The following is a 24,665-nucleotide window of genomic DNA, read 5'->3' as shown; positions in this document are numbered from 1 at the left end:
GTTTAGGAGCCGAAATGCAAGGCGACCCCGAAATCCTCAAATTGCTCAACGAGCAATTGACCAGTGAACTCACCGCGATCAACCAGTACTTCTTGCACTCCAAAATGCAGGACAATTGGGGCTTCACCGAATTGGCGAAGCACACTCGTGAAGAGTCGTTCGAGGAAATGCGCCATGCGGAAACCCTCACCGATCGCATTCTGCTGCTGGATGGCCTGCCCAATTACCAGCGGCTGTTCTCGCTGCGCGTCGGGCAGACGCTGCGCGAGCAGTTCGAGGCTGACCTGGCCATCGAGTACGAAGTGGTCACGCGGCTGAAGCCGGGCATCATCATGTGCCGCGAGAAGGGCGATGCCACCAGTGCCAACATCTTCGAGGCCATCCTGGCCGACGAGGAAGGCCACATCGACTACCTGGAAACCCAGCTGGAGTTGATGGACAAGCTCGGCGAGCAGCTCTACGCGGCCCAGTGCGTGTCGCGCCCGCCGTCATAGCCCGGCCTCCTCGATCACGGCCTCGCCCGCTTTCGGGGCGGGGCCGTTCTCGTCGGCGTGACGTGCGGCGTCACGGATTCATCGCGGAAAAAACTAGAACTTGTTTCAGTCTTGGCGTAGCGTGCGAAAAGTGAGCCGAATCGGAGATTTCACCGACGAAGACGTAACCGCCTGGGTGGTCAAGTCACCCGACATCGCTACGGCCATGGCGGGTTTCACCCACGCGGTGTACACCAAGGGCCGCTTGCCCTTACGTGTTCGCGAACTGGCGCGCGCGGTGATCGCGCTCGACAACGAATGCGTGACGTGTCAGAACACGCGTGACGCAGCGGGTCCCGGGGCCGGCGTCGACGAGGACCTCTACGACCACGCGGGCGTCTGGCAGACCTGGCCCGGCTACTCCGACCAGGAGCGCATCGCGGCCGAGTTCGCCTACCGCTTCGCCACCGATCACACCGGCCTGCGCGACGACGAAGACTTCTGGGCCCGCGCCGCAGAGCATTTCAGCGACGAGTTGTTGACCGACCTGGCGCTGTCGTGTGCCATGTGGCTCGGCATGGGCCGGATGCTGCGCACCCTCGACATCGGTCAGGCCTGCAAGATCACCCTCTGAGCGGCGCGGCGGTCAGACCAGGCCCGTCGCGTCGAAAATCCACGACATGTCAGCGGTCGCGAAGTTCTCCAGCCAGGACGGCGGCGCGAAGTTGGACAGCGCGCTCATGTCCCAGTAGTCCTTCCACAACGTCACCTTGCCGTTCTCCACGCGGTGCACCGTGACGAACTTGAGTACCGCGGATTCCCCGGTCTCCCAATGCCATTCCTCGTGATGCTCGTACATGGCGTCGGCGCCGTTGGTCAGCAGCAGACCGTCGAAGTTCTCATAGGAGGCCAGCGGTTCCAGCCCGATCTTGAGGCGCTTCACGATGTCCTCGGGCCCGCGGGCGGCGGCGGCCGGGCCGACCGGCATGTCCAGGTAGATGCAGTCGTCGGATACGAAGTCCGTCAACCGTTCCCAGTCCCGCGCGGACAGCGCCTGCCACAAACCGTGGATCGTATCTTCAACCGACACTGGCGAATTCACCTTCCTTGACGACGGGCAGAGCTGGGGTCTGACGGGCGAACCGCAGGAAGCGGCCGGTACGGGTGGTGCCCACCAGTTCGGTCGGCACGCCGTCTCGGATCACCTGCTGGCCACTGACGAACACCGCGGCGACGGTGGCGTCGTTGCGGTTGACCATGCGGGACAGTCCGCCGTACTGCTCGACGGGATCCTCGGCGTAGGCGTCCAGCGAAGCGTCCAGGCGCTCGGGGTCGATGACGACCAGGTCGGCCCGGTCGCCGACGCGCAGATGTCCGGCGTCCAGGCGGTACCAGTCCGCGAGCTCGCCGGTCAGTCGATGAACGGCCTGCTCGACGGTCAAGAAGGGAGTTCCGGCGCGTTCGGCGTCGCGCACGTGCCGTAGCAGGCGCAGGCCCATGTTGTAGAACGCCATGTTCCGCAGGTGTGCGCCGGCATCGGAGAAGCCGAGCTGGATGCCGGGATCGCGGGCCAGCTTCTTCAGCACCTCGGGGCGGTGGTTGGAAATTGTTGTGCGCCAACGGAGATCGCGGCCGTACTCGAGTACCAGATCCAGGAAGGCGTCCACCGGGTGCAGGCCGCGCTCGACGCCGACCTGGCCGAAGGTCTTGCCGGCCAGGGATTCGTCGGGGCAGCCGACGATCTCGGCGTCGAAGAAGTCACGGTGCCACACCCGGACGCCGAACTTCTTCTCGTAGTCCTTGCGGAACTGGCGGCGGTAGTCGTCGTTTCGCATCAGCTCGTTGCGCTCGACCTCGTCGCGCAGGTGCAGAGCCGCTGCGCCGGAACCGAATTCCTCGAACACCACGAGGTCGATGCCGTCGGCGTAGACCTCGAACGGCACCGGCAGATGTTGCCACCGGAAGTTCCCGCCGAGCTTGTTCACCAGCCGGGCAATCGGCCCCATGATGGTGATGGCATAGGGGTTGGCCTTGATGTCGGCCGCGGAGAGCAGGCTGGTCTTGAGGTTCTCCCGGAACAGGCCGAGCGACTGGGCCAACTGGGACACCAGGTTCAGCGGATTCTGCAGGTCCGGGCCGGACTGCAGGATGCGGCCCGAGCGCCGCAGCTGCGTCTTGAGCCGGCGCAGTTCGCGTGCCCTGGCATAGGTCGACGGCAGGGTGCGCGACCGGCAGGTGTCGCCGTCGATCTTGTCGAAAAGCAGCTGTTGCGAAGACATTCCGACGAAGCCGGCCTGCAGCGCGGCCGCGAGCATCTGTTCCATCTCGGCCTGCTCCCCGCGCGTCGGGCGGACATCCTTGCGGGTCGCGCGGTCCAGACCCATGACGGCGGTGCGCATGTCGGAATGGCCGATGAACGCGGCCACGTTCGGCCCGAGTGGGCGATCTTCGAGTGCGGTGACGTAACCCTCTGCGGTGTCCCAGGTCTTGTTCTCGTCGACAGCGGCGATGACGTGATCGCGCGGGATGGCCTCCACGCGGCCGAACAGGTCACCGGCGTCTTCACCGCCGACGTGCACGGTCGAGAGGGAACACGAACCCAGCATCACCGTGGTCACGCCGTGCCGCAGCGACTCGGCCAGGCCGGGGCCGGCGAGGACCTCGACGTCGTAGTGCGTGTGGATGTCCAGCAGGCCGGGGGTCACCCACTTGCCGGTGGCGTCGACGACGTTCGAGCATCCGGCCTCGTCCAGGTCCACCCCGATCTCCACCACGTGCCCGGCGCGAATTCCGATGTCCCGGACGGCAGCAGGCGCACCGGTTCCGTCGAACCAGCGCCCGTTGCGAATGATCGTGTCGAACGTCGTTGCAGAGGTCACCTAGCTATAGAAGCGTGCCGCTCAGGCCGCTGTCAATGGAAAAGTGAACACTTTCGTAACATTGTCTACTCGTCCAGGGGAAACCTGGGACGTCGCTCAGGATCAGGGCGGATACTGACTCGGGTGACCCCCTTGCAGCGGTATATCGCCGAGGAAATCGCCACCGACCATGTCGACGGGTTGCTGTCCCGCCGGGAAGCCATGCGCAGGCTCGCGCTGTTGGGCGTGGGCACCGCGGCCGCGACCGCCCTGATCGCCGCATGCGGCGAGAGTCGCGGTCCGACCGCGGCCACGACGTCGACAACGGCAAGCAAGCCGTCGATCGAGCCCGGCCCTCCGCCTGGTCTGGAGAACGCCGTGCAGCCTGCGCCGATCACCTGGGCCGACGACAAGCTGCAGGGGGCGTGGGCCGGGGCCGCCCAGCCTCGCGGCGCGGTATTGGTGATCCACGAGAACAAGGGCCTGAACGACTGGGTCCGGTCGGTCGTCGGCCGCTTCGGCGGCACGGGGTACTCGGCACTGGGCATTGATCTCCTGTCGGCGCAGGGAGGCACCGCCGCATTCAAAGATCCCGCGGAAGCCACTGCGGCACTGGGCAAGATCCCTCCGGACCAGTTCGTCGCCGACCTGCGTTCGGGGCTCGACGAGCTGCAGCGACGGGCTCCCGGCGTCAAGCTCGCGGTCATCGGGTTCTGCTTCGGCGGCGGGCTCACCTGGCAGCTGCTGGCCGCCGGCGAGCCGAGGCTGGCGGCGGCGCTGCCGTTCTACGGGCCGCTGCCGGACCCGCATGACTTCGCGGGCTCGAAACAGGCTGCGGTGCTGGCGTTTTACGGCGCCAAGGACGAGCGGGTGACATCCAGTAAGGACGCGGCAGCGGCGGCACTGGAGCAGGCCGGCATGGCCCATCAGATCGTTGTGGAGCCCGACGCCGATCACGCCTTCTTCAATGACTCGGGTCCGCGGTACAACGCCGCGGCGGCCGCCGATGCGTGGCAGCAGACGCAGTCCTGGCTGGAGAGGTACCTGGCATGACCGCGACGCGGATATCGGCGGTGCTCGTGGCGATGTCGCTGGCGACCGGGGCGGGGGCGGGGTGCTCGAGCCCGGCACCGGCGCCGAACAGCACCCCGCCGGTCAGCGCGGTACCGGTGACCGGCCCCGTGCAGGGCCCGGCGATCACCATCACCGCGCTGAATTTCGGTGACCCGCTGACCGTGTCGCCCGGCGCGAAGATCACCGTCGTGAACAGCGACGACGTCGCGCATACCGTGACGTCGAAGGTCAAGGGGCAATTCGACGTCAAGGTCGGCGGCAATGCGCAGGTGACCTTCAGCGCTCCCACGACACCGGGTCGCTACCCGTACTACTGCGTGTATCACCCCGGCATGGTCGGAGTGCTGATCGTCCAGTAAGCGGTCAGCGTGGCGGCGTCCAACTCACCGGCAAGCGCTTGATGCCGTGGATGAACTGCGACCAGAGCCGGTCGGGTTCGTCGGTGGCCGTCAGGTCCGGCACACGGCGGTGGATCTCCTCGAACGCCACGGCGATCTCGCGGCGCGCCAGGTTCGCACCCAGGCAGAAGTGTGCGCCACCGCCACCGAAACCCACATGCGGATTGGGGTTCCGGTGCACGTCGAACAGCCAGGGTCGGTCGAATTTCGCCTCGTCCCGGTTGGCCGAGCCGTACCACAACGTAACCTTCTGCCCGGCTTGCATTTTCACGCCGCTCAGCTCGAAATCCTGTGTCAGGGTGCGGCGCATGTAGACCACGGGGGAGGCCCAGCGGATGACCTCCTCGACCGCGGTGGGCGCCACCGCGTCATAGTCGGCCCACCACTGGTCGCGCTGCTCAGGGAACCGGCTGAGGGTCAGCACCCCGTGGCTGATCGCATTGCGCGTGGTCTCGTTCCCCGCGACGACCAGCAGGATGAAGAACGACGCCACCTCGCCCGACGTGAGTCGCTCGCCGTCCACCTCGGCGTGTACCAGGGCAGTGGTCAGGTCGTCGTGGGGGTTGACGCGGCGATCGTCGGCCAAAGCGGTGGCATAGGCGCCGATATCCATGGCGCAGCGGAAGAACTCCTCGTAATCGGTGGTCAGATCGGGGTCACCGAACCCGAGAATGATGTTGGTCCAGTGGAAGATCCGTTCGTGATCCTGCTCCGGAATGCCCATCATGTCGCAGATGATCTGCAACGGCAGAGGTCCCGCCAGGTCGGCCACGATGTCACCGTGACCGTCCGGATGGCGCTCGATCATCGACTCGACCAGACTGCGCGCCCGGTTCCGCACCGACGCTTCGGTCCGCGCCACCACCTTCGGGGTGAATGCGCTGCGCACGATATTGCGCAGCCGGGTGTGCCGCGGGTCGTCCATCACGATCATCGACCCGAAATACTCGGCGAGTTCGGGCGTTTGCTCAGCGATCGTGATGCCGTCCGCGGAACTGAAGATGTGCGGGTGGCGGCTGGCGAAGAACACGTCGTCGTAGCGGGTCAACGCCCAGTGTCCCGGACCCGGTTCGAACCCCTCCTGGGTCAGCTCGGTGTGAAAGGAGATGGGTGCTTCGCGCCGCAGCGTGGCGAACGCGGCGTCCCGGAACCCATCGCGCCGGCCCCAGAATCGGACCGAACCGAGGTCGATGTCGGACAGGGCGAGGTCAGCCGGCGGAGCGCCGTTGTCGAGTAACGCTAGGGCCATCGTCGGAGCGTAAGGCTCGGCCGGGCAGTGGCGCGGCAGAATCGGCTGCGAAGAATCCGCCGAACGTGATAGGTCCGTATGGTGCGTAACCGACATGCAGGACAACCATTTACGACCTCCGATGAGGAAATCGCCCGGGCGCTGATGGACGTCAGCATCCCCACGCTGATGCTGTCGCTGGTGCACATGTCGGGTGATCCGGAGCTCATCCGCGGTGCTCTGCGCCCTGCCGGGCTGTTCCTCAACGAGGTCCAGGGCTACATGTCCGAGGACGACAAGGCGGCGGTACGCACACTGGCTCTGACGGTGATCGCGGACTACCGCGACCGAGGCTGCCCCGAGCCGCAGCCCATCGGCGGCGAGCTGCTCAAGGAGATGATGGAGTGGCTGGTCTGCGAACCGGTGCCCGACGAGTACGTCCCGATGGTGCTGGAGGAGATGGAGCTCGACGGGACGGATACCCGGGCTGTCCGGGCGACTGACGCTTCCGGTGGTGACGCCGAATCGGCCGCGGATTTCCCGGTGCTCGTCATCGGCTGCGGCGAATCGGGACTGCTCGCCGGGATCCGGCTGAAAGAGGCCGGGATTCGGTTCACCATCATCGAACGCGCTGCCGGTGTCGGCGGTACCTGGTGGCACAACAGATATCCGGGCGCCCGGGTCGACGTGGGAAATCACTTCTACTGCTACAGCTTTGAACCCAGTGATCATTGGACGCAGTTCTTCGCCGAACAACCCGAACTGCAGGCGTATTTCGAACGCATCCTGGACAAGTACGAAATCCGCCCGCACGTCCGGTTCGACACCGAGGTCACCGGCGCCACCTGGGATGAGGCGACCGCGACGTGGCAGGTGACCGTCCGCGGGCCGGATGGGGCGGCAGAGACACTGTCGGCCCGTGCGGTCATCAGTGCCGTCGGGCAACTCAACCGTCCTTATCTGCCGCCCATCCCGGGGCGCGACGAGTTCGACGGGCCGTCCTTCCATTCGGCCGAATGGGATCACGACGTCGATCTCACCGGAAAGCACGTCGCGATGGTCGGCGCAGGTGCCAGCGGCTTCCAGATCGCACCGTCCATCGCGGATAAAGTTGCTTCGCTCAACATCTTTCAGCGAACGGCGCAATGGATGTTCCCCAACCCCAACTACCACGGAAAAGTCGGCGACGGCGTGAAGTGGGCGCTGAAGCACCTGCCGTTCTACGGCCGCTGGTACCGTTTCCTGCTGTTCTGGCCCGGCTGCGACAAGGGCCTGGCCGCTGCCCGCGTCGATCCTGACTATCCCGATCAAGGGCGTGCGGTGAGCGAGATCAACGACGTCACGCGAATCATGTTCACCGAGTGGATCAAAGGCCAGATCGGTGACAATCCGGACCTGCTCGCCAAGGTCATCCCGGACTACCCGGCGACCGGCAAACGGACGTTGCAGGACAACGGCAGTTGGCTCCACACCCTCACGCAGGACCACGTCGAACTCATCCGGACGCCGATCGCACGCATCGAACGTGACGCGGTCGTCACGGCCGACGAGCAACGGCACCCCGCCGATGTGATCGTCTATGCCACGGGGTTCCACGCCGGAAAGGTGCTGTGGCCCATGGCCGTCGTCGGGCGCGGCGGCCGCGTGCTGGCCGAGCAGTGGGGGGAACGGCCGACCGCCTATCTCGGCATCACCGTGCCCGGATTCCCGAACTTCTTCTGTATGTACGGACCGGGCACCAATCTCGCGAGCGGCGGCAGCCTGATCTTCCATTCGGAGTGCCAGATGCGGTACATCTCGGCATGTCTGGACCTGCTGCTGGCCGGCCGTGGTCGGTGGATGGAAGCCCGGCAGGAACGGCTCGACGACTGGGTGCGGCGCAGCCAGGCGGAGATGCGCACCATGGTCTGGTCTCAGCCGTCCATCCGGCACTCGTTCTACAAGAACGCCGACGGCGACGTTTACACGCTCAGCCCGTGGCGTCTGGTCGACTACTGGACCTGGACGCGCAACGCGGACCCGGAGGACTACACCTTCGGGTGAGGGGCGGACGCGCTCAATTCACCGACTGGTCGTCAGGCAGGTCATGCCGGACCACGCGCACATGCCCGCGGGGCAGGCACGCAGCGTAGCCGTGGCGCTTGCCGTAGAGCTCCCACGAGGTGTGCTCCTCGTCGGTGGGCACGTCGATCCGGTGTCCGTCCGCGAACGCCAAATGCAGGCTGCCGTTGTCGTCCCACTCGGCGTGCGTGCATTTCTGGCCGGCGAAATCGAACAAGGGCCGTTCCTGGTTGCGTACGTCGGCCGGATTGATCGTGACCACTTCCTGCGGGTCGGTCTCGGTGGCAGGCAGAGTCAAGGCGAGGGGTGCCGAGATGACGAGCTCGTTGTAGTCCTCGAGGTTCAGCACCAGTCCGTCGCGGAATCCGATCCGCTGCACTGCGCATCCTTTAATCCACTGTTCGGTCATAACCCACTGTGTTACGACCTGCGCTGGTGCGCAACATCGCGTGACGAACAGATAGGTGCCGCGGCGGGTGAACCCCGCCGGTACCGGGTACGTGTCTGTGATACCGGCCAAGTCGCCAGGCCTGGCGCATCCGGCCGCGTGGAACTGGAGGTACGGACAATGGTCACCGTTGGAGCACTTTCGACGTACCGGCTGCGGCATGTCCCGGTCTGGCGCGCGGCCGCCATGATGGTCGCGGTGCTCATGTTGCTGGTCCTGACCAGCGTGAGTGTCCCGAAAGCTCGCGCCGACGATCGGTTGCAGTTCACCGGAACCCTGCTCAGCGGTGGCACGTTCAACGGAGCCAGCCTCGTCGGACGGCCGGCGGTGTTGTGGTTCTGGACGCCGTGGTGTCCGTTCTGCAACGCCGAAGCCCCCGGCGTACATGCGGTGGCGGCGGCCAACCCCAATGTGGCATTCGTCGGTATCGCGGCGCACGCCGACCCTGGCGCGATGAGTGGGTTTGCCGGCAAGTACGGGCTGAACTTCCCGATCATCAACGACGCCGACGGCGCGATCTGGGCGCGTTACCAGGTGCCGTGGCAACCCGCCTACGTCTTCTACCGGGCCGACGGCTCCTCGACCTTCGTCAACAACCCGACGTCGGCCATGTCGGAATCCGAACTGGCCGAACGGGTTTCGGCATTGACCAGGTGAACGGACTGTCGCTGGCCTTCGTGGCCGGCGTCGTCGCCGCGCTGAACCCGTGCGGTTTCGCGATGTTGCCGGGCTATCTGGCGCTGGTGGCGCAGGGCGGCCGCGCCGGACCCGGCCCGGCGCTGGTCCGTGCCGTCACCGCGACCGTCGTGATGTCATTGGGATTCGCCACGGTCTTCGCAGGATTCGGCGTGCTGGCTGTTTCGGTCGCCGACCTGGTGCAGCGATATCTGCCGGTGGCCACGCTCGTGATCGGCGGGGTGTTGGTGATCATCGGGATCGGGCAGGTGCTGAACCGGCCGCTGGTGTCACTGCGATTGACCGGGGCGGCGGCGCGTGGGGCGCCCGACGGACGACTCGGTTCGATGTTCGGCTACGGGATCGCGTACGCGCTGGTTTCGGTGTCCTGCACCATTGCCCCCTTCCTGGCGGTGACCGGGATAGGGTTGCGGGACAAGGATATTGGCGCATCCGTCGGCTACCTGGGGGCGTACGTCGCCGGCTTCGCCGCCCTCGTCGGGGTGCTGGCGGTTACGGCAGTGGTGTCCGGCGCAGCGGTCGCGGACCGGTTGCGGGGCTGGACACGCTGGGCGCCGATGGTCGGCGGCGTGCTGCTGGTGATCGCGGGCCTGTACGTCGCGTACTACGGCGGCTATGAGTTGCGGATGCGGGGGAGTATCGGGGTTGATCCGGTGATCGCGTGGGCCGGCCGGATTCAGCAGCAGCTCGCGGGGTGGGCATACCGGCGGCCGTGGCCGATCGCCATTGCGGCAGGCACGGCAGCCGTCGTTGCCGTCATCCTCGGTATCCGGAACCGGCGCCGCCGCCAGGACAGCTGAGTGTTACCGGTTGACGAGGGGAAATGCCAGTGCGCAGCCGGATTGGATGGAGTGTGTCCAGGCGTCCTGCTCGGCGGAGGCCCGCAGATGCCGGGGACGCGCGGTCCAACCGCAGGTGCACGTCGCATAGGAGCAGCCGAGTCCGCGAACGTGTACGCCCACCTCGTCATGGGAGACCATCGTGGGCGGGGTGAGTGGCGGTGCCGTCATGATGCTGACCTCCTGGCCGTTCTTGTCGACAATTCTCGCGCGGCCCCATCACAGGATTGCGCAGCGACAGGTCACAACTAGGCCACTGGATACCGCGGCCCGCCTGCCGTCAAACGTCCGGCGCGCACCCCGGCCACGCCGACCGGCTGCGCACCAGGTGGCAAATGCTGATAACGGTTTGAACACAGGGCCGTCGGATGCTGGCAAATCACCGCAGGTCGGTGACCTGCGAACGGGTGCACTGTGGCCCAGGTAACGGGTAAAGTCACCGGTCAAAGGGTGGCTTGTCACACCGCGATTCCGCGGTGGTTTCCGCGCGCCGAAGCGCGCGTCATCGCCGGTCGTGCGGCGCCGCCAAGCGGTTTTTGAAGGGGTTGTTTGCGTGGACGCGGTGCTCGGTTTGGCCATGACTCCGTCGTCCATGGGCCTGGTCTTGGTAGAGGGCAATGACGTCGACGGATTCACCATGGACCACGACGCCGTCGAGATCATGAACTCCGAAGACGCCACCGCCGCCGTGCTGCGCAGCGAGGCCCTGGCGGCGACGCGCGGACTGCGGCTCAAGTCGATCGGCCTGACGTGGAGCGACGACGCCGACGCCGAGGCCTCGATGCTGATGCGGTCGCTGTCGGAGTCCGGGTTCGACAACGTGGTGCCGGTGCGCTTCCCGGAGGCGAATGAGGCGGTGGCCCGCGGCATCGCCGACGCCCTGGGCTGTGGGACGACCGCGGTGTGCACCATCGAGCCCGAATTTGCGATCACCATGATCGTGCATGCGGCCACGGGTGCCGTCCACACGGCCGTCAATCACTCCGTCGGCTCCCGGGCGGGGCTGACCAGCTGGCTCAGCGCCGTTTTCGCCCGCGCGGACTGGCAGCCGGAGGCACTGGTGGTCATCGGCTCCGCGGGGAACTTCGAGGCCATTCTGCCGGGGCTGCAGGACGCGCTCGCGGTGCCGGTCTTCACCCCGGAGGAAGCGGATTTGGCGCTGGCCCGGGGTGCGGCGCTGGTGTCCGTGCGGACAGGCGATTCCGACCTGTCCGAGCCGTACTACTTCGGCGACGTCCCCCGCCCCGACGAATGGAGTGGCCAGGACTACGGCTGGGACCCGACCTTCGACGCGTTCGAGGCCGCCGATGCGTTCGAGCGCCGAGCGGTGATGCCGGTCGGCCGGCACCGGTCGACGGGATCGTCCCGCTGGCAGCAGCTGTCGACTTCGCCCGCGCTGCCCCTCACCATGCTGGCCGTCGGGTCGACGGCCTTCGTGGCGTCCGTGTCGATGGCGGTCACGCTGCAGTTCCTGCCCGCGCACGGCGCCGCGTCGACATCCGTCACCAAGAGCCCGCGGCCCGCGGCTGCCGAGGAGGCAGTGGGACCGGCCGCGCCCGCGGCGGTCCACGGGGTGCCTGCTGGCGAGCCATCGGCCGAGGTGTCGGCACCGGTCGAAGCGCCGCTGTCTGACGCGCCCATCATCGAGCCGCAGGCCGCCCCGGTCGTCGAACCGGACCCGGCGGCGCACCCCGAGGGCCTGCCGGCAGCCGACGTGGCCCCCGCTGCCACCGACATTCCGCCGGCCGAGGTCCCGCCCAATTCGGTCGTCGTCGCGGTGCCGGCCGAGGCCCCTGCTCCGGCGGCTGCGTCGCCCGCTGACGCCGCCCCGCCGGCAGACCCCGCCGCGCCGCGGCAGTAACGGCCGCAACGGTCGGCAACGGCGCGCGGCTAACGAAAGTAGTGGCGGCGCCGAACTACGATATGTAGTGAACGTATCTCGGACCTGAGGATGGATCCCTTGCCCAAAACTGTGCGTTATGCGCTGGCCGTTGCCGCGTCTGCGGTGATGATGCTGAGCGGCTCCGTGGGTGCTGCCGTCGCGGCGCTGCCCGAGTCTCTTCCGGTCGCCATGATCACGCCTGGCAGCGGAGACGCGGTCGGTGTCGGGATGCCCGTCACGGTGACCTTCGGTCAGCCGGTGGCAGACCGGGGGCGCGCCGAGCGCACCATCGAGTTCTCGTCGCCGAAGATGACGAAGGCGCCCGCCGGGACGTTCGCCTGGCTGGCGGACAACAAGGTGCAGTTCACGCCGAGCACGTACTGGCCCGCGCATTCGTCCGTCAAGGTGTCGGTCGGCGCCTTCAAACAGAATTTCCAGACCGGCTCGGCCACGCTCGGCGTCGCGAGCATCAGTGGACACACCTTCACGGTGAGCATCGACGGCCAGGTCGTCAAGACCATGCCGGCGTCCATGGGCAAGCCCAAGCACCCGACTCCGGTGGGTTCGTTCACCGCGATGTCCAAGGAGAATCCGGTGGTGATGGACTCGCGGACCATCGGCATCCCGCTCAACGACCCCGAGGGCTACAAGCTGACGGTCTACTACGCGGTGCGGGTCACCTCAGGCGGGGTCTACGTGCACGCCGCGCCGTGGTCCGTTGCACAGCAGGGCAATTCGAACGTCAGTCACGGCTGCATCAACCTCAGTACCGACAACGCATCGTGGTACTACAACCAGGTGAACGTCGGCGACCCGATCGTCATCAACGCCTGAGCGGCCTTAGTTCAGGCCGCCCAGGGCCGAGGTCACCCTGTCCATTGCCGGAACCGGCGGCATACCCGGAACCGACGGCACGCCCGCGAGGGCGGGAACAGCATCGGGCGCCGCCGGATCCGGGCAGTAAGCGCCGCGCGCGGCGTCGACGAACTGAAGGTCCTGGCCGTAGCTCAGACGCAGCGTCGTGAGGACGTAGCCCATCGGCAGCATTCGGCCCAGACCGGCCGGCACCGCGGCACCGGCCTGAGCGCCGGCGGTGCACACCATGTGGGCCGTCGAAATCAGCTTGGCCGGATCTCCCGTAATGCCTTGCCCGGCAAGATTGTTCACGAAATCGTCGTCGCGGGTATCGGCGTTCGCGACTCCGGGAGCCGCGAACGCGATGATCCCGATTGCACATAGCGCAGGTATACGGACCCGCATTCTGATCTCCTCACGCAAGGGGCTGGACGCGGTCGATTCGGCGTGGGCGTTCCTCAGAGCGCCTCGCTGCCCTGCTCGCCGGTGCGCACCCGGATCAGGGTTTCGACGTTGGTGACCCATATCTTTCCGTCGCCGATTCTGCCGGTCCGGGCCGCTCCCATGATAGCGGTCAGTACCGCATCGAGCTGTTCGTCGTCCACCACGATTTCCACCCGGGACTTGGGAACGAACTCGACCTTGTATTCCGCGCCGCGGTATACCTCGGTATGGCCCTTCTGGCGCCCGTAGCCCTGGACTTCGGTGGACGTCATGCCGTGCACTCCGGTCCCGTCGACAGCGTCGTGGATGTCCGAGACCGTGAACGGTTGGACCACAGCGGTAATCAGTTTCATATCGTCATGCCTTCGCGGTGTCGATGCGGCCACCGACCAAACTCTCGTCGGGGTAGGCCTCTTCTTGGTGGACGCCGAGGTCGCCGAGCTCGAGTTCGGCCTCCGGCGCGCGCAGCTTCATGAACAGACTGAGGAATTTCAGGATCAGGAACGTGACCAACGCATCCCAGACGATGATGGTCAACGCGGCGCACAGCTGCACCAGGATTTGTGCTGGGTGGTGTCCCCAGAGCCAACCTGCGGCCGTGACATCGTTGACGTCCTTGCCATTTCCGAGGTAGACGATGACGTTGGGATCGGCCAGGACGCCCACCAGCAAGCCGCCGACGAGACCGGCCACCCCATGGGTGTGGATCACGCCGAGGGTGTCATCGACCTTGGCGAGCAGCTTCGTGCGGCCCAGCCAGTTCCAGGACATCCACACCAGTGATGAGGCCACGACGCCGATGATCATCGCGCCGAAGCTGTTCACGAATCCGGCCGCGGGGGTGATGCCCACCAGACCCGCGATCATTCCGTTGATCGCCCCGAGGAACGTGGGCTTGCGCTCCCGGCTGGCGAAGATGTCCCACAGCACCCAGGTCAGCAGTGCACACGCGGTCGCGAGGTTGGTGTTGAGCACCGCGAGCGAGGCGTTGGCGCCCGAGAAATAGGGGTCGCCACCGTTGAATCCGTTCCACCCCAGCCACAGCAGGCCCGCACCGACCGCCGCCATCGGCAGATTGTTGGGCACGGCACGTTCCCGGTCGCGGTTGAGTCGGGGGCCGATCACCGCAGCGGCCACAAAGCCGCTGACGCCGGCGGCCAGATGGATGACGTAGCCGCCGGAGTAATCCAGCGCGCCGGTGCTGAACAGGGAACTGGCCCCGGCGTGCGCCTGCGCCCAGAAGCCGCCACCCCACACGAGGAAGGCGTTGATCGAGTAGGCGAATGTGGACCACAGCGGGACGAACAGCAGCCACACCTTGAAGTTCATGCGGCCGACGACGCTGCCCAGGAACAGCAGCGGGGTGATCGCCGCGAAGACGAATTGGAAGTAGGCCAGTGTGCTCTCGGGGAAGCGGAACTTCGGCATGCTGCCGTCGAGTAGCGGGATGACGGCCTGGTGCTGGTTGGCGGTGCCCAGGATGCTTCGCGGCTTGCCTACAGCGGATTCCAGGATGCCGGGTCCGAGTTTCGCCGGTTCGCCGAATCCCATCTTGAATCCCCAGAGCACCCAGACCACCAGCACGAGTGCGAATCCGGTGAAGGCCATCAGCATTGTGTTGACGGCCCACTTCTTCTGCACGATGCCCGCATAGAGGACGGCGATGCCCGGGATGCTCATCAGGCCCACGAGCGTCGCGGCGACGAGTTGCCAGGTGTTATCGCCCGAGTTCAGCCAGTCCGGGTATGGATTCATGCGGCCGCCTTCTCATTGCTGACATGTCGCGAATGCTGGGTCGCCAAATCCTCACGCCGGATGGTTTCGGATGGATATTCTATTGTTAATTTTGTATCTCTCAGTTGTCGGAGACAAAGCCTTCAGCTTTAGCACCGGAATTACCCGGCTGATTGTCGGGAATTTCCCAGCCGCCACGCGGTTGGTGCCGGCGTACGCAATGTCAGTATGGCTGCGGAGCAGCGCCGAGATATCTTGGGCCATAGAGTATTTGGCTCACCAACTCGGGTTTCGACGCCTTTGTGTTCGTCGCTGAATCGAGTCCATATTTGAAGGTCGACCACGTCTCGCGACGCCGCTCGGCGGAATTGCCGACCTTACCGTTGTATGCCTCACGGCGGCTGGATTACGGCCAGACGTGGGCGTCGTCGCAGGCTTTCCGCACGGCTACCGAGTGGGCATCTTGCTGCTGGCGGGCGGTTTGGCAGGTGTTACGCGCCGAGACACCGCAGGCATGTTCAACGTTGCCACCCATGGAGCTCGCGACACTGACAGTGATGCAGGGACCATCCGAGTGAGCTGGACGTGATGTCGACTCACCGAATGCGACCGCGGACGCCGTGATCGTCAGCACCACGCCGATGGTGGCGGCCAGCCGCCACGCCGTCCGGCGCTCTGTGTCGGTGAGCGGATCTGTCGGTGGGGTCTTGCCTGCGTTGACCGTCGGAGGCTCCCTTGTGGGTGTGTGGCTCTATGTTGCTGGTGCCGGCGCGGTTATGTGCACAAGGGTAGATCCATCGGGCGCCTGTGCGTCAAGCCTCGGTCAGGCTCGTACCAACTGCGCAGCTGTGTGGCCACTGTGAGTAGCTGGCATATTCCTGTGAGGCACAGTGAATTCAAGGAATTTAGGATCTGAGGTGCGTTATACCTCCGGCAGCCGAGCGGAATCCGTTGCGCCAAGTTTGTTCAGCGTTAAGAAACCGTCAGGTAACGCCGGAGTAACGATTGCTTGGCTTTATGATCTGGCGGCAAAGACCGGACGCGCACCAGGCGCGTTCGGCCGCGACGAAAGCTGAGGCATCGCATGGCAGTCCCGTCTCTCATGGGTCAAATCGCCCTGTCTCCCAAGCGAATCGCTGCCGTTGCTGCAGCAGCGGTTTGCGTTGTCGGCTTGATGGAGGCCACCCCGGCATACGCCGACCCGGCCGAGATGGCGCCGCAGGTGTACGACAAGGTCAGCCGGGATGGCTGGCATTTGCAGATCAAGATCGATCATGAGTCGATCAACTCGGTGCCGAACCTGGCGGCGGCGGTGAACTCCCGGGAGGGCTTTGTGACGGCCTCGGGGACGGCGACCGCCTCCGGTGGGTCGAGTCCGATCACGGACAGCATCTTCATCTTGGGGTACCAGTTGGGTTGCCAGTCCGACGTTTCGACCGGTCTGCAGCTTGGTGGTACCGGTGGTGCCTCGGGCTCTGCGGGGCTTCCGTTTACCGGGGTCAGCGGCACGATCGGTGCGGCGGGTTTCGTCCAGACCGTGATCCAGCCCGGTGTGATCGTTGATCTGCCGCTGGCGAACATGGCGCTGTCCGATAGTGGCACCGCCATGCTCGACATCGACAACATCCACATCAAGGCCGATGCCTGCGGTGGTGATGTGAACATTCGGTCCTACGCGTACCTGAGGATTTCGACTGCCAAGTCGCACACGGAGTTCGCCATCTACGGCGACCCGAGCAAGATCTGACGCAGGGAGACTCGAATCATCATGTCGCTCAATGGACTAGGGCCCAAGGCGCTAGGCGCGATCCTCGGGTTGTTGGCGATACCGCTGGCGCCGGGGGCGGCCGATGCGCAGCCACCGGCCCCACCGGTGCTGCCGTGGTTTCCGGGTCCACCGACGCCGGTGAGCCCGACCATGGGTAGCTACACGTTCGCGCCCAACTGGATCACCAGCCCGCCGCCGGCTGCGTACGACGCTCGTGGCGTGCGGGCGGCGGCCAGTGTCGACCCCGCCATGAACGCTGACGGCTTGCCTGGGAGCGCCTTGGGGCTCAGTCCCAACAAGGCGAACCTGCTGACCTCCAGCAGCACGCGGTACCGGATCGGGGCCGGTATGAGCTAACCCGACGCTGCCCACGGTGGCCCCGGGTACCAATATCGGGGCGGGCATGGAGGTTCCCACGCTCGAGGATCCGGGCGGTGCGGCGCCCAAGTCGGCACCGGGCGCCGAATCGGCCCAACCGACCACCGCGCCCGCGGTGCCGGGGCAGCCGGCGCCGATCTTGGAGGCGGCCACCGGGCAGCCGGCGGCGGCCACGCCGACATCGACACCGGAGCCGGCACCGTCGGGCCCGCCGCCGGTGCAGGTGCCTGCCGCTTCGTGAGGTCGCGAATCGGAGCAGCGGCGGCCGGGGCGGTTGTTGCCGTCCTGGCCGTCGGCTGTTCCGGCCATCACAACGCCGCACCAGCCCCAGTGTCGTCGTCACCGGGGCCGTCGACGTCGGCACAAGCCGGGCCGTGCACGCTGCCGCATTTCGGAAACCTGATCGAGTGGCTGCACGAACCCGGAAAGCCCGACCGCGCTATCCGGGTCAGTGACATCGATACCGCGAAATGCGAACCGACACTGAACAATTGGACGGCCAATCTGGTCGTGGGTCCGGGTGTCTGCTACATGATCGGCTGGGATTCGGCGAACCCCGGGTACAACAACATGGCCGTACCGGCACCACGGTTGACCAAGGCCATGGACATGATCGGCGACGGATGTTGACGTCGGACAGCGAACAGGGGACTGGAATGCACACCACGGCAACCAAAATCGGGTGGGCCATCACGGCAGCGCTGGCGGCGCCCTGCCTGGTCATGGCGGCACCCGCCGCCGCGCGACCGAGCTCGGACTTCCCGCAGGCTCCAGCGCAGTCCTGCTCGGAAGCCAACGTCAGCGGGGGGACCGCGTCCTACATTCCGGTCCCCGGCGATCCTGCCGCGTACCAGAAGTGCGGACCTGCCGGGCCCGTCGGCATCAAGCACTGCCAGACCGGATCGGCCTTCGACAGCTCGACCGGCTACTGCGTCGCGACGCAGGGCTCCGGGGCCACCCTGAGCGTGGACGCGGTGTGGCAAGAGGGCGACAGCTCCGACTGCCAAACAGCCTGCCCGCCACGGCCCATCAAGGTGAAACTGACCTACAGCGGCTCCAGCGTCGGTATGGCCTCGGTGACGCTGGTCGATCCGACCGCACCGAGCAAATCGTGGGGCGGCTCAGCGAGCGCCCTCACCGGCGACGGCGCAACACATTCGGTCGTCATCACCACCAACAAGCTCGTACCCACCGCCGCAGACTGGGCACTCAAACCCGGATCCTCAGTGGCCGTGCAGGCCTACCTGACCGACGGCAAAACCAACCCCGACGGCGACCCCAGCGTCGCAGTGGCAACCCTGAACCAGACCGTCACCGCCACCACCAAACCAACAGGCACCGACAACACCACCACCAGCGCCACGACCTGACGCACACCCAGGTCGGGGATTGCTACCCGACCTGCCGGAGGGAATTCGCCGTCACATCGTCGGCGGGCAGAAATGCCTCGATACTCAGTTCCGCGGCGGTCAGGTCCAGTGCCGTGCCGAAGGTGGTGACGGTGCTGAGGAAGGTCAGCACCTGGCCGTCCGGGCCGTCGATCTCCAGTGGCACTGCGACGCCGCCGAGATCGGACGAATCGACGTCGCCACCGGGGTAGGCCTCGATCTCGGTCAACAGGTCGTGAAGCTCGGTCGACGCGCTGCTCACCACTTCACGGCGCAGCCGGCCGATCACGTGGTGGCGCCACTGCCCGAGATTGCGGATCCGCGGCGCCAGCCCGTCCGGGTGTAGCGAAATGCGCAGGGCGTTGGGTGATTCCAGCAATGTGGGCGTCACGCCCTCGAGCAGCACGACAATGCCGGCATTGCCTGCGACGATGTTCCACAGATGGTCGACGGCCAGGCACGGGAAGGGCTCGTACGCGGCGAGCACGCGGTCGATCCCGGTGCGCACGGCGCTCATCTCCGGATCGTCGAGTGACCGTTCGGCGTACACCGGCGCGTGCCCGGCGGCCAGCAGCAGCCGGTTCTGTTCTCGTGCGGGGACGTTCAGCACGGTGCCGAGTTTGAGCACCATCGCCCGGCTCGGTGTCGAACGGCCGGTCTCGATGAAGCTGAGGTGGCGCGCCGACACGTCGGCCTCGATCGCCAGGTCCAGCTGGCTGATGCGCCGTCGCTGACGCCACTGCCGCATCAGCGTTCCGAAGGGCTGCGGCGAGTGGGTCGGGGCGGCGCTGGTGACGGTCACGATCCAAGTGTCCCGGCTACCCGTCCCGGTGGCGACTACCTGTCAGGTAATTGCGGCACTTACCTGATGGAGACAGTCTCGAATCGACCGGCAACGCACGAGGAGGCGATCGAGATGCGCACGAACCATCCCGCAACCGAACTGTCGCGGCAGGCGCCGCCCGTCTGGCTGCGGGCCGTGATGGCGGCCGATCGCACGGGGTCGGCCTGGTACGTCGGTACCGGTTTCTTCTTCGCGCCGGCATTGACGGCAGTCTCGCCGTGGCCCGCACTCACTACGGCACTATGGGTGGTCATCGCCCTCGCGGGGCTGTGGCTAGGCCTGCTCGGGGTCGCGATGGCGACCGGGCTGGCGATGGTGCTGCGCTCGGGCCGGGAGTTGTCCGACGACTATTGGCAGTCGCTACTCGACTACCCGGATCGGCACGGGGTCACTGCGCGACAGCTGGTTTCGCGTTAGCGCCCGTGTAGTCGACTTGCCAGTGCTTGATGCCGTTCAGCCAGCCGGACCGCAGCCGTTCGGGTTCACTGAGCGGACGCAGATCCGGCATATGGTCGGCGATCGCATTGAACATCAGATCGATGGTCATGCGAGCCAGGTTCGCCCCGATGCAGTAGTGCGCGCCGGTGCCGCCGAAGCCGACGTGCGGGTTGGGGTCGCGCATGACGTTGAACGTGTACGGGTCGTCGAACACCTCTTCGTCGAAGTTCGCCGACCGGTAGCACATCACCACCCGCTGGCCCTTCTTGATCGGCACACCGCCCAGTTCGGTGTCCTGCGTTGCGGTGCGCTGGAACGAGGTGACCGGCGTCGCCCAGCGGACGATCTCGTCGGCGGCGGTCGCCGGACGTTCACGCTTGAACAGTTCCCACTGATCCGGGTGGTCGGCGAAGGCCATCATGCCCTGGGTGATGGTGTTGCGGGTGGTCTCGTTGCCGGCCACCGCCAGCAAGATGACGAAGAAGCCGAACTCGTCGTCGGAGAGCTTGTGACCCTCGACATCGGCCTGGACCAGCCGGGTCACGAGGTCGTCGCGCGGGTTGGCGCCACGGTCGGCGGCCATCGCCATGCCGTACATGATCAATTCGACGGACGCGGTGATGGCGTCGTTGCCGGCGAATTCTGGGTCCATGTCGCCGACCATCTGATTGGACCAGTCGAACAATTTTCGGCGATCTTCCTGCGGCACGCCCATCAGGCCGGCGATCGCCTGGAGCGGAAGCTCGCAGGACACCTGCTCGACGAAGTCGCCGTAGCCCTTGGCGGCGGCCTCCTGCGCGATCTGTTGCGCCCGATTGCTCAGCTCGTCCCGCAACAGTTCGATGGCCCGCGGGGTGAACATGCGGGAGATGATCTTGCGCAGGTGGGTGTGGTGCGGCGCGTCCATGTTCAGCAGCACGAACTTGCCGCGCTCGATCTGTTCGGTGACGGTGCCGTCCTGGTAGCGGGGGATCGCGGTCTTCTCCTGACTGGAGAACACGTCGCTGCGGCGGGAGACCTCCTTGACGTCCTTGTGCCGTGTCACCACCCAGTAGCCACCGTCGTCGAAACCGCCCTTGCCCATGGGCTGTTCGTTCCACCAGATCGGCGCGACGTGCCGCAGTTCGGCCAGCTCCGCCACGGGTAGCCGCTGGGCGTAGACGTCGGGGTCGGTGAAGTCGAATCCGGCTGGGATGTTGGGTGCCGACATGTGGCGCTCCTCACTCTGCAACGTGTTTCAATTTAGTACCGCGTAGCAGTCGGGGCCGCAAGGTTATGCCGATATTCGGCTCGGATTCTGGGTGAATGCCGATGGTCGCCCATTCCCATTGGACTATTCGTCGTAGCGAAGCCGTTGCAGGAGTGCCCTTGGCGGCCGTGGTGGCGGTTGGATATTCGTACGGCCGCACCAGATTGATACGGCGAATTCCCAGCAATACCGCAGTCACCTGTAGCACCATTGGTTACCGGAGATGGACGGGAGGGCATCAGATGAGAATCCTGAACGACACCAGAACCCACGCCACGATTCGCGTCGTGGGGCTTGCCTGCGCAGCGTTGCTGCTACCGCTGGGTAGCGCGCCATCGGCCTGGGCCGACAGTCCGGCAACCGATACGAAATCCAGCGACACCACGGCTGCGGCGGTGCCGGCGCCTGCGCCTGCCCCGATCGGCAAGCCGGTGCCGGTGCCAGAGGCGGCCCCGGTACCGCACCTGTCCAGCCCGGAAAACCTACCGCCGTACACGACGTCCACTCCGGACGGTTCGCAGGACCCCGACCAGTTGTCCTATTTGAAGGACGTCTGGCATGCCGTCCAAAACCGGGAGATCAGCCCGAAGGAGGCCCTCGTCCTGCTGGCACAGCGGCCGATGGACGCCAACGCGACACCACCCGCGGGGATGCCGGCCGGACCGCAGGCTCCCGTGCCGGTCCCGCCGCCGGCTCCGGACGCTCCGGCCGGTTAGCTGGTCTCGCCTGACACCGTCAGCTCCATCGACCGGCTGCTCCTGCCGAGCGATCCCGTCCCGAGTTAGTCAGACGGTCAGGGCCTCGATGCGGGCGGGCACATGTTTGTGCCACGGGGTCCCGGCGAATTCGTCGCGCCAGTCGGCCGAGGTGAGGTTGTTGGGGGCAACCCCGGGCACGCGCTGCCTACCGTGGGCGTCGGTGAAGTCCAGCCCGAAACCGTTCGGCAGCGCGGCATGCCCGGGCAGCATGACGTCGGTGACTTCGACGGACGCTTCCGCGGTACCGGCGGCGGTCGTGATCCGGGCCCGCCCGCCGTCGACCAGGCCCAGTGCCGCAGCGTCTTCCACGCTGACCCGCAGCGCCCCGTCGGTGTCGCGCTTGCGCCAGCCGGGATCGCGGAAGATGTCGTTGGCGGTGAACGCCCGCCGCTCGCCGGCCGACAGCACGATCGGGTACTCGTCGGTGATCAGCGGCGGCCGGTCGGCACCGAGCGCCGCGAGCTCGGCGAGCATCTCGGGGATCTCGAAGGCGATGCGCTTGTCGCTGTGGCTGACCAGTCCCCAGTCGTCCTCGTACTCGTGCACCGTGAACGTGACACCGGACCGGCCCTCGAGGATCGCGGTGAACAGCGCGTTGCCATCGGCGTGACCGGCGCGGCGCACCGCATCGGGATAGGTCATCGCGGCCTTTTGCGCCAGCCCCCACAACGCGGCCGCACCGGCCAGGCCGTCGGGCAGTGTCGGGCCGAGGGTTTCGTACAGCACATACGGCAGCACGCGGCCCAGTGCCGGGTTGGCGCCGACTGCGCCGAAGAATGCTCCTAGGTACGCGTCGAGGCCGTCGCCGGCGGCCCGGCGCAGCGGGTCGAGCTCGGCGTCGTCGATGACGCCGAGCGCACGCACGAGCCGCGCCCAGATTTCTGGCTCCGGCAATGTCCCGGGCAGTGGCGTCATCACCGGGTGCCGCAGATGAAAGGTGTTGTGCGGGAACTCGAGATTGAAGAACGTGGCTTCGGGTTTCTCGAATTGGCTGGCCGCCGGCAGTACGTAGTGGGCCAGTCGCGCGGTCTCGGTCATCGCGACATCGACGACCACCAGCAGTTCGAGTGCGCCGAGCGCCTCCTGTACCGCGGCCGAGTCGGCGATCGAGTGTGCCGGGTTGCTGCTCTCGACGATCATGGCGCGGAAGCGGTCCGGATGGTCGGTCAGGATCTCCTGGGGCACCACGTTGGACGGCAGCAGCCCGGCGATGATGGGAGCGCCGGTCACCGGGGATCGGCCGACGCCGCCGGCCGCGAACAGTGGCGCGAACGACGAATGCAGATGCTGTCCACCGCGTTTGGCGAAGTTGCCGGTCAGGATCCACAACATCTTGTTCAGGTAGGAACACAGGGTGCTGTTCGGCGCCTGCTGCACGCCGAGGTCCTCGAACACCGAAACGCTTGCCGCCCTGGCAATCCGGCGGGCCGCGGCGCGCAGCAGCTCGGCGTCGACGCCGCAGCGCTGGGCGAAATCGTTGACGTCCACGGTGCGTAGTGCGGCCCGGACCGGTTCGACACCGGTGACGTGTTCGGCGAGAAATGCTTCGTCGCAAAGGTTTTCCTGGACCAGGACCGCGGCGAGTGCCGATAGGCACCAGGCATCGGTGCCGGGCCGCACCCGCAGGTGGAAGTCGGCCAGTTTGGCGGTGTCGGTGATCACCGGATCGATGACGATCATGGACCGCTGCGGGTCTTTGGCGATGTCCTGCAGCACGGTCCGGGCCCGCGGGAAGCTCTGCGACATCCACGGGTTCTTCCCGATGAACACCGACACCTCGGCGTGTTCGAACTCGCCGCGGGTGTGCCCGCCGTAGAGCTGCGCGTCCACCCAGTACTCACCGGTCTTCTCTTGCGCCAACGCGTTGGACCGGTACCGGGCACCGAGTGCCTTCAGGAACGCCCCGCTGTACGCGCCGCCGAGGTGATTGCCTTGGCCGCCGCCGCCGTAGTAGAAGATCTTGTCGCCGCCGTGTTCGTCGCGGATCCGTGAGAATCCTTCGGCGATCTCGAATATTGCGGTGTCCCAGTCGATTTCCTCGTAGCTGCCGTCGGGCCGGCGGCGCATCGGAGCGGTGAGGCGGCCCGGGTTGTTCTGGTAGTGGTCGAGTCGCAGTGCCTTGTTGCACGTGTAACCCTGCGACGCCGGGTGCGCCTTGTCACCACGGATTTTCGACAGCGTGCGGCCGTCGAGCTGGACCACGATGCCGCAGTTGCACTCGCACAGGATGCAGGCGGTGGACTGCCAGTCGGCCTGGGTTGCGGTCATGTGGACGCCTTCCGTTGTGTGATCGCGGCGGACACTAGGGCACGCAGCTGCCGATGCACGAGGTCCAATGGAGCGGTGGAGCCGGTGGTGCGGGCCACCAGAACGGCGCCTTCGATGGCGGTGGTGGCCAGCATGGCGAGTTCGGTGGCTTGTTCCGCTGGTGCGCCGTCGGCCTTGAGCTGTTCTTCGAGCTGGGCGAGCCAGCGGGTGAAGGCCGCCGCGGCGCGTTCGATGACGGGCGGGTTGTCGGCCTCGACGGCGACCGCGACCACCGGGCAGCCGGCCCGGAATTCGGTCTCGGTGAGTTGGGTGCGGAAGCCGTCGATCAGTACGTCGAGCGCTTCGAGCGCGGTGCCCGCTTTGGCGATCCGGCGCGCGACGTGCTCGTTGGCGAAATCGATTGCCTCGCAGAGAAGTTCGGTGCGACCGCCGGGGAAGTGGTGGTACGCCGAGCCGCGTGGTGCGCCGCTGTGGGCGAGCACGTCCGAGATGGCCGTCGAATGTGCGCCCCGCTCGCGGATGAGCAGTGCGGCAGAGACGATCATGCGGTCACGCGGGCTGACCATCCGACGCCCTTTCGTCAA

28 protein-coding genes are annotated in these 24,665 nt (G+C 66.4%); 16 read left to right on the top strand and 12 right to left on the bottom strand.

The window, feature by feature from the left end:
- Window positions 1–14: 14 nt before the first annotated feature.
- Entirely contained in the window at window positions 15–494 is a 480-nt protein-coding gene (gene bfr, locus G6N59_RS03505; RefSeq protein ID WP_020100210.1) for a bacterioferritin, read from the top strand.
- A gap of 130 nt (window positions 495–624) precedes the next feature.
- Window positions 625–1,107, top strand: coding sequence for a carboxymuconolactone decarboxylase family protein (locus G6N59_RS03500; RefSeq protein WP_138230843.1), 483 nt, complete (start codon window positions 625–627; stop codon window positions 1,105–1,107).
- Window positions 1,108–1,119: 12 nt separating this feature from the next.
- On the opposite strand, the gene G6N59_RS03495 is transcribed toward G6N59_RS03500, so the two are convergent.
- Window positions 1,120–1,563: a nuclear transport factor 2 family protein gene (locus tag G6N59_RS03495; RefSeq protein ID WP_138230842.1), complete on the bottom strand. Its 444-nt coding sequence runs from the start codon at window positions 1,561–1,563 to the stop codon at window positions 1,120–1,122.
- Window positions 1,553–3,352, bottom strand: coding sequence for an N-acyl-D-amino-acid deacylase family protein (locus tag G6N59_RS03490; protein ID WP_138230841.1), 1,800 nt, complete (start codon window positions 3,350–3,352; stop codon window positions 1,553–1,555). The genes G6N59_RS03495 and G6N59_RS03490 overlap by 11 nt, the downstream gene beginning before the upstream one ends.
- A gap of 123 nt (window positions 3,353–3,475) precedes the next feature.
- Here G6N59_RS03490 and G6N59_RS03485 point away from each other — a divergent pair, with 123 nt between their 5' ends.
- Complete coding sequence (locus tag G6N59_RS03485) at window positions 3,476–4,384, top strand: dienelactone hydrolase family protein (RefSeq protein WP_138230840.1); 909 nt, start codon at window positions 3,476–3,478, stop codon at window positions 4,382–4,384.
- Entirely contained in the window at window positions 4,381–4,764 is a 384-nt protein-coding gene (locus G6N59_RS03480; protein WP_138230839.1) for a cupredoxin domain-containing protein, read from the top strand. The genes G6N59_RS03485 and G6N59_RS03480 overlap by 4 nt, the downstream gene beginning before the upstream one ends.
- Window positions 4,765–4,768: 4 nt before the next feature.
- On the opposite strand, the gene G6N59_RS03475 is transcribed toward G6N59_RS03480, so the two are convergent.
- The gene (locus G6N59_RS03475) at window positions 4,769–6,052 is read right to left on the bottom strand and encodes a cytochrome P450 (protein WP_138230838.1); all 1,284 of its coding nucleotides are present in this window, start codon (window positions 6,050–6,052) and stop codon (window positions 4,769–4,771) included.
- Window positions 6,053–6,130: 78 nt separating this feature from the next.
- Between G6N59_RS03475 and G6N59_RS03470 the strand changes: the two genes are divergently transcribed.
- A complete protein-coding gene (locus G6N59_RS03470; RefSeq protein ID WP_234884261.1) occupies window positions 6,131–8,074 on the top strand; it encodes a flavin-containing monooxygenase in 1,944 nt (647 codons plus the stop codon).
- 13 nt (window positions 8,075–8,087) lie between these two features.
- Here the strand turns inward: G6N59_RS03470 and G6N59_RS03465 are convergent, their stop codons facing one another.
- Entirely contained in the window at window positions 8,088–8,501 is a 414-nt protein-coding gene (locus tag G6N59_RS03465) for a DUF6188 family protein (RefSeq protein WP_138230836.1), read from the bottom strand.
- Between the two features lie 159 nt (window positions 8,502–8,660).
- On the opposite strand from G6N59_RS03465, the gene G6N59_RS03460 reads away from it, so the two are divergent.
- Window positions 8,661–9,197 (top strand): redoxin domain-containing protein, encoded by a 537-nt coding sequence (locus G6N59_RS03460; protein ID WP_407665811.1) that lies wholly within the window; start codon window positions 8,661–8,663, stop codon window positions 9,195–9,197.
- Window positions 9,194–10,036, top strand: coding sequence for a cytochrome c biogenesis CcdA family protein (locus G6N59_RS03455; RefSeq protein ID WP_138230835.1), 843 nt, complete (start codon window positions 9,194–9,196; stop codon window positions 10,034–10,036). Before G6N59_RS03460 ends, G6N59_RS03455 begins: the two co-directional genes overlap by 4 nt.
- A gap of 3 nt (window positions 10,037–10,039) precedes the next feature.
- On the opposite strand, the gene G6N59_RS03450 is transcribed toward G6N59_RS03455, so the two are convergent.
- Window positions 10,040–10,246 (bottom strand): hypothetical protein, encoded by a 207-nt coding sequence (locus G6N59_RS03450; protein WP_138230834.1) that lies wholly within the window; start codon window positions 10,244–10,246, stop codon window positions 10,040–10,042.
- Between the two features lie 382 nt (window positions 10,247–10,628).
- Between G6N59_RS03450 and G6N59_RS03445 the strand changes: the two genes are divergently transcribed.
- Both G6N59_RS03445 and G6N59_RS03440 read left to right on the top strand, forming a co-directional pair.
- Window positions 10,629–11,936 carry a DUF7159 family protein gene (locus tag G6N59_RS03445; protein WP_138230833.1) on the top strand — a complete coding sequence of 436 codons (1,308 nt, stop codon included), beginning with the start codon at window positions 10,629–10,631 and terminating at the stop codon, window positions 11,934–11,936.
- A 90-nt stretch (window positions 11,937–12,026) separates the two neighbouring features.
- Window positions 12,027–12,791 (top strand): L,D-transpeptidase, encoded by a 765-nt coding sequence (locus G6N59_RS03440; RefSeq protein WP_407665809.1) that lies wholly within the window; start codon window positions 12,027–12,029, stop codon window positions 12,789–12,791.
- Between the two features lie 6 nt (window positions 12,792–12,797).
- On the opposite strand, the gene G6N59_RS03435 is transcribed toward G6N59_RS03440, so the two are convergent.
- From G6N59_RS03435 to G6N59_RS03425, 3 genes are read right to left on the bottom strand one after another with little or no spacing between them, the layout of a single operon-like run.
- Window positions 12,798–13,217, bottom strand: coding sequence for a DUF732 domain-containing protein (locus G6N59_RS03435; RefSeq protein WP_163910921.1), 420 nt, complete (start codon window positions 13,215–13,217; stop codon window positions 12,798–12,800).
- Window positions 13,218–13,270: 53 nt separating this feature from the next.
- Window positions 13,271–13,609: a P-II family nitrogen regulator gene (locus G6N59_RS03430; protein WP_138230831.1), complete on the bottom strand. Its 339-nt coding sequence runs from the start codon at window positions 13,607–13,609 to the stop codon at window positions 13,271–13,273.
- A gap of 4 nt (window positions 13,610–13,613) precedes the next feature.
- On the bottom strand, window positions 13,614–15,011 hold the full coding sequence (locus tag G6N59_RS03425) for an ammonium transporter (RefSeq protein WP_138230830.1): 1,398 nt from the start codon (window positions 15,009–15,011) through the stop codon (window positions 13,614–13,616).
- 1,153 nt (window positions 15,012–16,164) lie between these two features.
- On the opposite strand from G6N59_RS03425, the gene G6N59_RS03420 reads away from it, so the two are divergent.
- From G6N59_RS03420 to G6N59_RS03400, 5 genes are read left to right on the top strand one after another with little or no spacing between them, the layout of a single operon-like run.
- The gene (locus G6N59_RS03420) at window positions 16,165–16,737 is read left to right on the top strand and encodes an MspA family porin (protein WP_235678762.1); all 573 of its coding nucleotides are present in this window, start codon (window positions 16,165–16,167) and stop codon (window positions 16,735–16,737) included.
- 21 nt (window positions 16,738–16,758) lie between these two features.
- A complete protein-coding gene (locus G6N59_RS03415) occupies window positions 16,759–17,115 on the top strand; it encodes a hypothetical protein (RefSeq protein ID WP_163910918.1) in 357 nt (118 codons plus the stop codon).
- 16 nt (window positions 17,116–17,131) lie between these two features.
- Complete coding sequence (locus tag G6N59_RS03410; protein ID WP_163910915.1) at window positions 17,132–17,377, top strand: hypothetical protein; 246 nt, start codon at window positions 17,132–17,134, stop codon at window positions 17,375–17,377.
- Window positions 17,374–17,766, top strand: coding sequence for a hypothetical protein (locus G6N59_RS03405; protein WP_163910912.1), 393 nt, complete (start codon window positions 17,374–17,376; stop codon window positions 17,764–17,766). Before G6N59_RS03410 ends, G6N59_RS03405 begins: the two co-directional genes overlap by 4 nt.
- Before the next feature lie 26 nt (window positions 17,767–17,792).
- On the top strand, window positions 17,793–18,506 hold the full coding sequence (locus tag G6N59_RS03400) for a hypothetical protein (RefSeq protein ID WP_163910909.1): 714 nt from the start codon (window positions 17,793–17,795) through the stop codon (window positions 18,504–18,506).
- Between the two features lie 22 nt (window positions 18,507–18,528).
- On the opposite strand, the gene G6N59_RS03395 is transcribed toward G6N59_RS03400, so the two are convergent.
- Window positions 18,529–19,272, bottom strand: coding sequence for a helix-turn-helix domain-containing protein (locus G6N59_RS03395; RefSeq protein WP_138229406.1), 744 nt, complete (start codon window positions 19,270–19,272; stop codon window positions 18,529–18,531).
- A 168-nt stretch (window positions 19,273–19,440) separates the two neighbouring features.
- Between G6N59_RS03395 and G6N59_RS03390 the strand changes: the two genes are divergently transcribed.
- On the top strand, window positions 19,441–19,785 hold the full coding sequence (locus tag G6N59_RS03390; protein ID WP_138229378.1) for a hypothetical protein: 345 nt from the start codon (window positions 19,441–19,443) through the stop codon (window positions 19,783–19,785).
- Here G6N59_RS03390 and G6N59_RS03385 read toward each other — a convergent pair.
- The gene (locus tag G6N59_RS03385) at window positions 19,757–21,016 is read right to left on the bottom strand and encodes a cytochrome P450 (protein ID WP_138229377.1); all 1,260 of its coding nucleotides are present in this window, start codon (window positions 21,014–21,016) and stop codon (window positions 19,757–19,759) included. The genes G6N59_RS03390 and G6N59_RS03385 overlap by 29 nt on opposite strands.
- 281 nt (window positions 21,017–21,297) lie before the next feature.
- On the opposite strand from G6N59_RS03385, the gene G6N59_RS03380 reads away from it, so the two are divergent.
- Window positions 21,298–21,771 (top strand): hypothetical protein, encoded by a 474-nt coding sequence (locus G6N59_RS03380; RefSeq protein ID WP_138229376.1) that lies wholly within the window; start codon window positions 21,298–21,300, stop codon window positions 21,769–21,771.
- 69 nt (window positions 21,772–21,840) lie between these two features.
- On the opposite strand, the gene G6N59_RS03375 is transcribed toward G6N59_RS03380, so the two are convergent.
- Entirely contained in the window at window positions 21,841–24,081 is a 2,241-nt protein-coding gene (locus G6N59_RS03375; RefSeq protein ID WP_138229375.1) for a molybdopterin-dependent oxidoreductase, read from the bottom strand.
- Window positions 24,078–24,647 (bottom strand): TetR/AcrR family transcriptional regulator, encoded by a 570-nt coding sequence (locus G6N59_RS03370; RefSeq protein ID WP_138229374.1) that lies wholly within the window; start codon window positions 24,645–24,647, stop codon window positions 24,078–24,080. The genes G6N59_RS03375 and G6N59_RS03370 overlap by 4 nt, the downstream gene beginning before the upstream one ends.
- Between the last annotated feature and the right edge of the window lie 18 nt (window positions 24,648–24,665).

The organism is Mycolicibacterium aubagnense, assembly GCF_010730955.1.
GTDB classification, from domain to species: Bacteria; Actinomycetota; Actinomycetes; order Mycobacteriales; family Mycobacteriaceae; genus Mycobacterium; species Mycobacterium aubagnense.
This window is presented reverse-complemented; position numbering and strand designations above follow the sequence as displayed.

Excerpts from the sequence above, each read along its gene's own strand:
- G6N59_RS03390 (WP_138229378.1), top strand. The coding sequence starts at position 19,441 with ATGCGCACGAACCATCCCGCAACCGAACTGTCGCGGCAGGCGCCGCCC.
- G6N59_RS03430 (WP_138230831.1), bottom strand. The coding sequence starts at position 13,609 with ATGAAACTGATTACCGCTGTGGTCCAACCGTTCACGGTCTCGGACATC.
- G6N59_RS03475 (WP_138230838.1), bottom strand. The coding sequence starts at position 6,052 with ATGGCCCTAGCGTTACTCGACAACGGCGCTCCGCCGGCTGACCTCGCC.
- G6N59_RS03370 (WP_138229374.1), bottom strand. The coding sequence starts at position 24,647 with ATGGTCAGCCCGCGTGACCGCATGATCGTCTCTGCCGCACTGCTCATC.
- G6N59_RS03400 (WP_163910909.1), top strand. The coding sequence starts at position 17,793 with ATGCACACCACGGCAACCAAAATCGGGTGGGCCATCACGGCAGCGCTG.
- G6N59_RS03480 (WP_138230839.1), top strand. The coding sequence starts at position 4,381 with ATGACCGCGACGCGGATATCGGCGGTGCTCGTGGCGATGTCGCTGGCG.
- G6N59_RS03380 (WP_138229376.1), top strand. The coding sequence starts at position 21,298 with ATGAGAATCCTGAACGACACCAGAACCCACGCCACGATTCGCGTCGTG.
- G6N59_RS03415 (WP_163910918.1), top strand. The coding sequence starts at position 16,759 with ATGTCGCTCAATGGACTAGGGCCCAAGGCGCTAGGCGCGATCCTCGGG.
- G6N59_RS03420 (WP_235678762.1), top strand. The coding sequence starts at position 16,165 with ATGGAGGCCACCCCGGCATACGCCGACCCGGCCGAGATGGCGCCGCAG.
- bfr (WP_020100210.1), top strand. The coding sequence starts at position 15 with ATGCAAGGCGACCCCGAAATCCTCAAATTGCTCAACGAGCAATTGACC.
- G6N59_RS03465 (WP_138230836.1), bottom strand. The coding sequence starts at position 8,501 with ATGACCGAACAGTGGATTAAAGGATGCGCAGTGCAGCGGATCGGATTC.
- G6N59_RS03460 (WP_407665811.1), top strand. The coding sequence starts at position 8,661 with ATGGTCACCGTTGGAGCACTTTCGACGTACCGGCTGCGGCATGTCCCG.
- G6N59_RS03375 (WP_138229375.1), bottom strand. The coding sequence starts at position 24,081 with ATGACCGCAACCCAGGCCGACTGGCAGTCCACCGCCTGCATCCTGTGC.
- G6N59_RS03440 (WP_407665809.1), top strand. The coding sequence starts at position 12,027 with ATGGATCCCTTGCCCAAAACTGTGCGTTATGCGCTGGCCGTTGCCGCG.
- G6N59_RS03425 (WP_138230830.1), bottom strand. The coding sequence starts at position 15,011 with ATGAATCCATACCCGGACTGGCTGAACTCGGGCGATAACACCTGGCAA.
- G6N59_RS03385 (WP_138229377.1), bottom strand. The coding sequence starts at position 21,016 with ATGTCGGCACCCAACATCCCAGCCGGATTCGACTTCACCGACCCCGAC.
- G6N59_RS03450 (WP_138230834.1), bottom strand. The coding sequence starts at position 10,246 with ATGACGGCACCGCCACTCACCCCGCCCACGATGGTCTCCCATGACGAG.
- G6N59_RS03435 (WP_163910921.1), bottom strand. The coding sequence starts at position 13,217 with ATGCGGGTCCGTATACCTGCGCTATGTGCAATCGGGATCATCGCGTTC.
- G6N59_RS03395 (WP_138229406.1), bottom strand. The coding sequence starts at position 19,272 with ATGCGGCAGTGGCGTCAGCGACGGCGCATCAGCCAGCTGGACCTGGCG.
- G6N59_RS03470 (WP_234884261.1), top strand. The coding sequence starts at position 6,131 with ATGGTGCGTAACCGACATGCAGGACAACCATTTACGACCTCCGATGAG.